We start from the raw sequence: 7,526 nt of genomic DNA on the forward strand, positions 1-7,526 counted from the left end.
CCGCAGCTCTCAGCGGGCGGCGAGGTCTTGGGCTGTTCGGATGATGTGGGTGCGTGAGATGCCTGCGTTGTCGAGGAGTTCGGAGGGGGTTCCGGAGCCCGGCAGGTTGCGCACGGCGAGGTGGACGACTGCGGGGGCCAGTCGCTGTGCGGCAAGTGCGGACAGCACGGCCTCGCCCATACCGCCTTCGGGGTGGTGGTCCTCGACGACGACCAGTGCGCCGGTTTCCTGGGCGGCGCGGGCGAGCATGTCGAGGTCCAGGGGCTTGACGGAGTACAGGTCGACAACCCGGACGGGGATGTTCTCGGCGGCGAGCCGGTCGGCGGCGGCGAGGCATTCGTGGAGGGTGACGCCGGCGCCGATGAGGGTGACCTTGTCGCTGTCGCTCGCGCGCAGGGTCTTGGACCCGCCCACGGGGAAGGTTTCGTCGGAGGCGTAGAGGACGGGGTAGGCGCCCCGGGTGGTGCGAAGGTAGGAGATGCCGTCCAGGTAGGCCATTGCGGCGGTCAGAGCGGCAGCGGATGTGGCGTCGCTGGGGTAGAGCACGGTGGAGCCATGGACGGCACGCATCATGGCGAGGTCTTCCAGGCCCATCTGGGAGGGGCCGTCCGCGCCGATCTCGACACCGCAGTGGGTCCCGCACAGGCTCATGGAGATCTGGGAGACGGCCGCCATACGGATGAAGTCATGGGCTCGGGTGAGGAAGGCGGCGAAGGTGGTGGCGTAGGGACGGTAGCCGCGTGCGGCCATACCGACCGCGCCGGCGATCATCTGCTGTTCGGCGATGTACATCTGGAAGTACCGCTCGGGGTGTGCCTTGCCGAAATCCTCCGCGTGGGTGGAGTTGCCGACCTCGGCGTCCAGGGCCACGATGTCGGGCCGGGCGCCGATCGCGGCGAGCGCCTTGCCGAAGGCGACGCGGGTGGCGATGGTTTCGCCGACCTCGAAGTGCGGCAGCGTCACCTCCACGGGAGCGGCCGGGGCACTGGGGGTGACGGCGGGCGGCTGGGGGCCGCGGACGGTGAGGTGGCGTACGCCGCCCAGTTCGGTGATCGCGCGTGCGGCGAGATCGTCGGGCAGTGCCTTGCCGTGCCAGCCCTCGGCGTCCGCGACCTCGAAGACGCCCTGGCCCTTGACGGTCTTGGCGACGATGACGGTGGGGGCCTGCCCGTCGTCCGCGGCGGCCAGGGCTCGTTCGACGGCCGCGAGGTCGTGGCCGTCGACGACCAGGGCGCGGCAGCCGAAGGCTTCGGCGCGGCGGGCGTAGGCGCCGGTGTCCCAGCCCAGCTCCGTGGGGCCGCGCTGGCCGAGGCGGTTGACGTCGATGATCGCGACGAAGTTGGCCAACCGGTGGCGGCCCGCCTTGTCCAGGGCTTCCCACACCGACCCTTCGGTCATTTCGCTGTCGCCGCACAGCACCCACACACGGTACGACTGGTGTTCCAGGTCCCGTCCGGCGAGCGCGATGCCGACGCCGTAGGCGATGCCCTGGCCCAGGGAGCCGGTGGCCGCATCCACCCAGGGCAGCACCGGAGTGGGGTGACCCTGCAGTCGGGCGCCGTCGCGGCGATAGGTGGTCATCAGTTCCTCTTCGTCGATCGCACCGGCGGCGAGGAACATCGCGTACAGCAGCGGGGAGGCGTGCCCCTTGGAGAAGATCAGGTGGTCGTTGGCCGGGTTCTTCGGGTTCTGCCAGTCGTAGCGCAGTTGGCGTGTCATGAGGACGGCCATCAGATCCGCGGCGGACAGGCTGGAGGTGGGGTGGCCGGAGCCGACGGCGGTGCTGGCGCGAACGGAGTCCACGCGCAGCTGCTGAGCCAGCTCGAAGACCTGGTCCAGGCCGCTGTCGGGCCCGAGGGAGACAGTGGGGGTGTTCTCGACCGACATCGCGGCTTCCTCTCGTGTCCTGCGTTCTGATCCGGTCGTCGACGGCTGCCGGCTCGCGGGCCGCGCGCAGAGGCTGCGTGGGGCGCCTGTGCCCTTGCCGACCGTATGTCTGCGGTGCGGTGGCCGCGATCTGAACGCGTGCCGGTCAGAGGGTGCGGTCCAGGAGCGCCGTCAGCGCTTTCCAGTGGCGTTCGTCCGCTGTGCTGTCGTAGGCGGCGGTGTCTGCCTGGGTGAAACCGTGGTGTGCCCCGGTGTAGACCTCGCTGCGGTGGCGCACGCCCGCCGCCGTGAGGGCCTCGCCGAGGCGGTTGATCTGCTCGGAGGGCAGCGAGGGGTCCTGGTCGGCGTGGCCGAAGTACAGCTCCGCGGTGATCCGGTCGGCGACAAGGTGCGGGCTGTCGGCAGCGTCGGTGGCCAGGCGCCCGCCGTGGAAGCCGGCCACGGCCGCGACCCGCTCCGGGTAGGCACCGGCGGTACGCAGGGCAAGCCCGGCGCCCATGCAGTAACCCGTGATACCGACCGGCCCGTCAGCGGTCAGGGGGCAGTCTGTCAGCCAGGCCAGGTAGGCGTCGGCGTCGCGCATCGCCAGATCGGGTGTCAGTGACTGCATGACCGGGCCGAGATGCTCGAAGATCTCCGGGCGTCGGACCGGGTCGATGAGATCGGGCAGCTCGACCACCGGCGCTCGCCCATGGCGGTAGAAGACGTTGGGGGCCAGGACGGTGTAGCCGGCTTCGGCGAGACGATCGGCCATCTTCTTCAGGTGAGGACGGAGCCCGAAGGCGTCCATGTAGAGCAGGACGCCGGGGTGGGGACTTCCGTCGTCGGGATGGGTCAGGTAGGCGTCGGCGACGCCGTCCTGTGTGGGGATGTCCACGGATGTTCCGCGCACGGCGGTCATGGGCGGTTCTCCTCTCTTCTCCGGTGTCCCTCCGCGCTCAAGGCAAGAGGAACGAAGGGCTGCGGTTGCAGTCAGTGATCGTAAGCGGTCAATGACCGCTCGGCCGGTTGCCCGGTCGGATCGACGGGGAAACCCGGCAGAAGGCTTCATCGCAGCCGCCGAGTGACCGACCGTGGCGACGTCTCGAAGCCGTTCTCGGCTCAGGACCGATGCAGCATGGGTCGCCACCGCTCGGGCACCGTGTCGCCGTACTCGATGCCGGTGGCTCCGATGAGGGCGGCCAGGTCGTCGAGTTGCCCGGTGACCGCCCGGCGCAGCTCCGCCGTCGGCCTGATGTCGGTCTCCAGGTACAGGCCCTCGATCACCAGGACTCCTCGACCCCGGTCGAAACGAGGAGCGGCCCGGCCGACCAGGCGGTCGCCGTGCAGGATCGGCAACAGGTAGTAGCCGTACTGCCGTTTGGCCTTCGGTATGTACATCTCGTTGCGAAAGGCGAAGCCCCACAGCCGTTCGGTGAGGCGCCGGTCGTTGATCAGGTTGTCGAACGGCGACAGCAACGCAGTGCGCCCCTGCCAGTGGCCCGCGCGGATCGCCTCCAGCTCGCCCAGTGCATCGGCATGCACGTACCACGTCTCGGACGGGGGACCTCCACCGTCGACCCGCACCGGCACGACGCGGCCCTGTTCCGTCAAAGTGCGGAGCACGCCTGCCAGACGGGTGTACTTCCCGCGGAGGAAATACTGTTTGATGTCCAGCGGACGGGCGACCCCGAGGGCGCGCAGGGTGTGCTCCGTGGCCAGGGACACCATCTCGGCCGACGACACCGCCGGCCGGTCGGCGCCGGCCGGCAGACAGGCGTCGGGAAGCGCCCACAGCCGCTGCCCCGCAGCACGGCCGGCCACCATGATCTTGCCCTGGAGCCAGAGGAACGTCAGCATCCGCTCGACATTGCGGCCGGCTGTCCATCCGGTCGAGGCCCAGTCGACCACCGCGCAGTCCTCGAACGCATCGGTGGGCAGGGGAGCGCCTTCACCGAGCCGATGCAGCACGTGCTCGCGAAGCCGGTCGTTGGCAGCCATCCACGTCGCGGTGTACGACAGGTTCGGCGGAGGATACGCGTCCATCGAAACCCGGTGTATCGGGTAGTCCTCGGTGAGTACCACGGCCGCGGCGTGCGCCCAGTACTCGAACAGCCATCGGTCCTGCCACCACAGGCCGGAGAAGAGAGAGCCGGCCCGTGGTCCGAGGCGGCTCCACAGGACCAGCTCATGGCTCGGCGCCACTACGTTGACGGGGTCCAGTTGCACATAGCGCAGTGCCCGGAGAACGGTGCGCAGGCTCGTCGCGTCCGCCGGCGGTCGGGGGCCGGCCAGGTGCTGCCGCGAGAGGGCCAGACGGCGCGCATCCACCTGGCTGATCGTCAGGTACCGCTGGGGCGTGGGCATCGTGGGGCTCCCTACTCCGTCACCTGAGCCCATGAGCGAGCCGTCGGACGGCCCACCCTACGGTGGCCGGCCAGTCGGTTCACCCATGGGGCGACGGCGGTCCCGATCACCTCGGCATCGAGATATGCGCACTTCAGGTGGTGTCCCCGGAGTGCCGGACTTTCGACTCGGTATCGTCGTCCGACATCCTCGGTGAACCGACAGAACCGGCACAGACGACAGGTGCAGTTTCCGGTAGGGAGCCATGACGGTGAAGGATTCGAAAGGCCGATGACGGACAACTCCGACATGATCGACTTCGTTCGGGCGCGTCTTGCTGAGGAAGAACAGATTGCGCAAGCGGCAGGCGGCGACAGCTGGCGGTGCCCGGCCGACGTGCCCGGCGAAGTGCACGACCGGTCCGGCGCCATCGCGTTCAGCGTGCGGCATCTCGGCTTCGACCAGCACATCGCTTTCCAGGACCCTGCACATACACGCCGCCGCATCGAGACGAGCAGAGTTCTTCTCAATGAGTATGCGGAGGTCGCCGACAAGGACACCGACCGCCCCGATCACGACTTCCCGTCCGGCCGCGCCGTCGGGCTCGGTTTCGCCGTCCGGCAGATGGCCGCAGAGCATGCCGGCCATCCCGACTACCGGGCCAAGTGGCTGCCGCGCTTCATCCAGTAGTGCCAGGCCACTGCCGTGGGGCGCCGAGCGACGGCCCGCCGACCCTCGCCCGGACAGAGCCGGCAGGGGGCTGTACCGGCCCCCACCGCGGCGCACGCGGGGTACGGAGAATCACCGCAGGACGTCGCAGGATGCACTCATGCCCGCCCGCCGTCGACGGCGGGCGGCGGGCGGGCCTGCCCTCGAATCACCCACTGCCGGCGGCGGTCCTGATCCTGCGCTTCGCCCTTGCCACCACTTGCAATGAAAGGTCATCACGCCGCTGATGGAACCTGGGAAGTGACGTGGCTTCACCGACTCGGGGGCGTCATTGGTCGCGCGCTCTTTCAATTTCATGCAGGCGGTGGGCACAGCGGTGAGCGAGATCACGGAGTGGGCATCGGCTCTCGACTGCTGGATGGCGTCGCTCCTGTCCGACTCTGACACCCCGTACGAAACCACCCTCGCAGCGGGCGCGGCACCCGTCGCGCCGATAGAGCGGGGACCTGCTGTTGCGGCATCTCTCGCCGGATTCCGCATACGAATGCACACGCCCGCCCGGCGCCCCCGACGGCCCGTACCAGCCGGGACGCCGCGGGCTTCATCACTTTGCGACCCTTTAGTGAGAACTTATTCATAAGTGAGGGCATATATCACCATGTCGTTGACTCGGGGGGTTCGCCGAAGGGAGCGGTTGCCATGGAGCAGACCACGTGCTGTGTGGTGGGCGGTGGTCCCGCCGGAATGGTGCTCGGGCTGTTGCTGGCCCGGGCCGGTGTGGCGGTCACGGTCCTGGAGAAGCACGGCGACTTCCTGCGCGACTTCCGCGGTGACACTGTGCATCCGTCCACCCTGGCGCTGCTGGAGGACCTCGGGCTGGCAGGGCGGTTCGGCCGATTGCCGCAGCGGCGGGTGACGACGGTGCAGCTGCCGCTCGGCCCGGACCGTGCGCTGGTCACCGTCGGAAACATCGGCGCGCTACGGGGCAAGTACAACTACATCGCGATGGTGCCCCAGTGGGATCTGCTCAACCTCCTCGTGGACGAGGCCGGGCGGGAGCCGTCCTTCTCCGTGCGAATGAACACCGAGGTGACCTCCTTCCTGATGGAGCGCATGGAGGTCCCACCTGGTCGAGCGAAGCCGAGGGCTCGGGGGAGGGTCGCGGGGGTCCGGTACCGCACGTCGGACGGCCGTACCGGTGAGCTGCGGGCCACCCTCACCGTGGCCTGCGACGGCCGGAGCTCGCTGGCCAGATCGTTGCCCGAACTGGGACTGCGGAAGTTCACCTGCCCGATGGACGCCTGGTGGTTCCGGCTGCCGCGGCGGGAGGGAGACCCGCACGGGCTCGTGGGAGGCGTCGGCGACCGGTTCCTCACCGCCATGATCGACCGCGGGGACTACTGGCAGTGCGCCGCACTTATCCCCAAGGGAACCAACACCCAGCGCCGCGCCGCCGGCCTCGACCGGTTCATGGGCGATTTCACTGCCGCCGTCCCCTGGCTCGCGGACCGGGTCCACGCGCTCGGGTCGTGGGACGACGTGAAGCTGCTCGATGTACGGCTCGACCGCCTGCGGCGCTGGCACCGCCCCGGGCTGCTGTGCATCGGCGACGCGGCACACGCGATGTCACCGGTCTTCGGCATCGGCATCAACCTCGCCGTCGAGGACGCGGTGGCCGCCGCCCGGTATCTCGTCGAACCGCTGCGCGGGGGCGCGGTCGGCCTGCGGACCATACGCCGCGTCCAGCGGCGCCGCTGGCCCACCACCGCCGCGACGCAGGCGCTTCAGCGCTTCGCCCACACGAACGTCATCGAGCCGGTCCTGTCGGGCCGCCCGGCGTTCGGCGACCCGAGGCGCGCCCAGCGGCTGAGCGAGCTCATCACGACCTCACGGTGGTTGAACCGCCTGCCGGCGTACTTCCTCGCCTACGGCGCGCTGCGCGAGCGCCCGCCGGCCGCATCGGTGCGCTGAGCCCGCCTGCTGCAGCAGGAACTGGTCGGCGACGGTCCAGGCCGCTCGTCCCCGAGGAACTCGAGGAACAGCAGGCGCATCGGCGGCAAGTCGAGCTCCTTCTCCGCGGAGAGTGCGGCCGGCTGTCAGGAGCCGTTGATCAGCATCGCGGCACGGTGTCCGATGAACTGCTCTGCCACATCCGACTACTGCCGGTTCAGCGCCGACTTCTATGCCGAGCCGTCATGGAGGAGCGACGTCCAGTACGTGAGTGCCGACACGGACTCGGCCGAGTCCAACTGCTCGAGGTCTCCACCGGAACCCAGAAAGGGTACGTACTGCCACGAGCCTTCCTCGGTGGCAACAGCGGACAGAGCGAGGCCGTAGCTTCGGCCTCCGGTCGGTTTCGCCGCGGCCTGCCGGAGTTCCTTCCAGGTTGCGGGCGGCTGCAGGCCTGCTTTCCTGAAGGCGGCCTTGTCGTAGAAGAGCGCCGGCCCGTTCACCTCCGGTGCGACACCGACCGGTTGACACGCCGAAGGACCGGCATGGGCAGGTGTTGCTGCCTGTGCCGGTCCTGGTTCGCGAGGTGGGTGCTGAGTCTGTGGCTCAGTAGGCGGAGTTGACGTTGTCGATCGACCCGTAGCGGTGGGCGGCGTAGTTGGCGGCCGCGGTGATGTTGGCGACGGGGTTGGTGA

General features: G+C 69.3%; 5 protein-coding genes and 2 pseudogenes. 2 read left to right on the plus strand and 5 right to left on the minus strand.

Annotated elements, in window-relative coordinates:
• Positions 1–9 precede the first annotated feature (9 nt).
• The 3 genes from IEZ15_RS33475 to IEZ15_RS33485 all read right to left on the minus strand — a co-directional run bounded on the left by IEZ15_RS33475 (position 10) and on the right by IEZ15_RS33485 (position 4,233).
• The gene (locus IEZ15_RS33475; protein WP_189280702.1) at positions 10–1,887 is read right to left on the minus strand and encodes a transketolase; all 1,878 of its coding nucleotides are present in this window, start codon (positions 1,885–1,887) and stop codon (positions 10–12) included.
• A gap of 145 nt (positions 1,888–2,032) precedes the next feature.
• Positions 2,033–2,788, minus strand: a complete 756-nt coding sequence (locus tag IEZ15_RS33480; protein ID WP_189280703.1) for a dienelactone hydrolase family protein — start codon at positions 2,786–2,788, stop codon at positions 2,033–2,035.
• Positions 2,789–2,988: 200 nt separating this feature from the next.
• On the minus strand, positions 2,989–4,233 hold the full coding sequence (locus IEZ15_RS33485; protein WP_189280704.1) for a winged helix-turn-helix domain-containing protein: 1,245 nt from the start codon (positions 4,231–4,233) through the stop codon (positions 2,989–2,991).
• 270 nt (positions 4,234–4,503) lie between these two features.
• On the opposite strand from IEZ15_RS33485, the gene IEZ15_RS33490 reads away from it, so the two are divergent.
• Complete coding sequence (locus IEZ15_RS33490) at positions 4,504–4,902, plus strand: DUF6221 family protein (protein WP_114243212.1); 399 nt, start codon at positions 4,504–4,506, stop codon at positions 4,900–4,902.
• Between the two features lie 678 nt (positions 4,903–5,580).
• Complete coding sequence (locus IEZ15_RS33495) at positions 5,581–6,852, plus strand: FAD-dependent oxidoreductase (protein WP_189280705.1); 1,272 nt, start codon at positions 5,581–5,583, stop codon at positions 6,850–6,852.
• A gap of 209 nt (positions 6,853–7,061) precedes the next feature.
• Here IEZ15_RS33495 and IEZ15_RS45405 read toward each other — a convergent pair.
• Positions 7,062–7,337, minus strand: a pseudogene (locus tag IEZ15_RS45405) (extracellular solute-binding protein); the annotation flags it as partial.
• 100 nt (positions 7,338–7,437) lie between these two features.
• A pseudogene (locus IEZ15_RS47695) lies at positions 7,438–7,526 on the minus strand (transglycosylase SLT domain-containing protein); the annotation flags it as partial.

This window comes from Streptomyces atratus (assembly GCF_014648655.1).
GTDB classification, from domain to species: domain Bacteria; phylum Actinomycetota; class Actinomycetes; order Streptomycetales; family Streptomycetaceae; genus Streptomyces; species Streptomyces atratus.